Source organism: Lacticaseibacillus baoqingensis, from assembly GCF_003946165.1.
GTDB classification, from domain to species: domain Bacteria; phylum Bacillota; class Bacilli; order Lactobacillales; family Lactobacillaceae; genus Lacticaseibacillus; species Lacticaseibacillus baoqingensis.
Map to the genome: position 1 here is coordinate 1 of NZ_RHOI01000079.1, position 1,348 is coordinate 1,348.

The 1,348-nt window shown below is 46.4% G+C and carries 2 protein-coding genes; both read right to left on the reverse strand.

Going from position 1 to position 1,348, the window contains the following annotated elements; all coding sequences use genetic code 11:
- Positions 1-769, reverse strand: a 769-nt coding sequence (locus EKM91_RS13725; RefSeq protein WP_238475785.1) for an IS3 family transposase, incomplete at its 3' end; no start/stop codon positions are given.
- Between the two features lie 26 nt (positions 770-795).
- On the reverse strand, positions 796-1,299 hold the full coding sequence (locus EKM91_RS13730; protein WP_125754449.1) for a helix-turn-helix domain-containing protein: 504 nt from the start codon (positions 1,297-1,299) through the stop codon (positions 796-798).
- Positions 1,300-1,348: the final 49 nt, after the last annotated feature.

Genomic DNA, 1,348 nt, shown 5'->3' on the forward strand with positions numbered 1-1,348 from the left:
GTTTGTGATTGTAGTAGTTGACGAAGGCAATCGTAGCTGTCCTCAGCTCCTCGAAATTAGCATAGGCGTGATTATGAACAGTTCCAACTTTGAGAATATGGAAGAAGCTTTCGGCTGCTGCGTTATCGAGACAGGTTGCTTTCCGGCTCATACTTTGGAATACTTTAGCTTCCTTAAGCCGATGCCGATACTCCCAATTCTGATACTGAAACCCTTGGTCGGAGTGAATCGTCATTCGATACGATAGCTCAGGGCGGTGCGCCAGTAATTGATCTAACGGATCTGTAACGAACTGCACTGTTGGATGGAGACCGATCGCCCAGCTAATAATTTCACCACTAAATAAATCCATGTAGGCAGTAAAGTAGGCTCGTTCATCGGTAGTCTTGTTGCCCCAGCGCAGCTCGGTTACGTCTGTGACAATCTTCTGATAGGGCCGATCAGTCTTAAAGCGTCGCTTTAACCGGTTGGGGGCGATGTTGCCTACGCTTCCCCGATATGAATTATACTTTCTCGTCTTACGTTCGAAAGCCCGACAGAGAAGGTCGTATTTGCTCATCAATCGCAGGACTTTCTTGTGATTGATAGTATGCCCCATGTTTCTGAGTGCCAATGTCATAGGCCTGTATCCGTAGTCCTCGTGCTCTTTACGCAGTAACTTAAGCGTGTCAATTAACTGCTCGGAGTCTTGCTGATACTGTCTCTTGTTGGCATCATGGTAACTGCTGCTAGACATGCCTACGGCACGCAAAATCAGAACCAACCTCACTTTAAATTCACGCCTTAGCTCATTGATCAGTTGGGCTTTCTCTTGGTTTGAAACTTTTTCTTCTTCTGAGCCAAGGCGTGCAATTTTTCCAGGTAGGCAATACGAACCCGAAGATAATCGTTTTCCTCCTGAAGCTGCTTATTAGTCTTGTTCTGACGTTGTGCATCTGGTTTATCGGGCATACCCCTAGACCGTCCTTTACTTGGCTGGAGCCGGCCTGCCTTCAAAGCCTGTTCCCACTGGTAAATCAGCGCAGGGTGACTGATTTGGTAGTGTCTGGCTGTCACAGGCAGTGAGGCGCCGGTCTTTGCTCGCCATTTAATTACCTTGATTTTATAGGAATAGTCATAGTTTGTCCTGCATAACCTTTGATCAGATAATCCCTGGATCCCCATTTCGTTGAAACGCCGGATCCATTCGTAAACAGTCGCGGTCCCGGTAATGCCATATTTACGCATAATTTTGACGATGCCGAGGCCTTGTTTAAAATCCAGAATTGCATTGATCTTATCTTGAACAGAAAACTGCATAGTAAAACCCCCTGAGTTAGATTTCCTCCAACTCAGAGGGTTCAGTTCA

Coding starts and splice junctions, on each gene's coding strand:
- EKM91_RS13730 (WP_125754449.1), bottom strand. CDS start 1,299: ATGCAGTTTTCTGTTCAAGATAAGATCAATGCAATTCTGGATTTTAAA.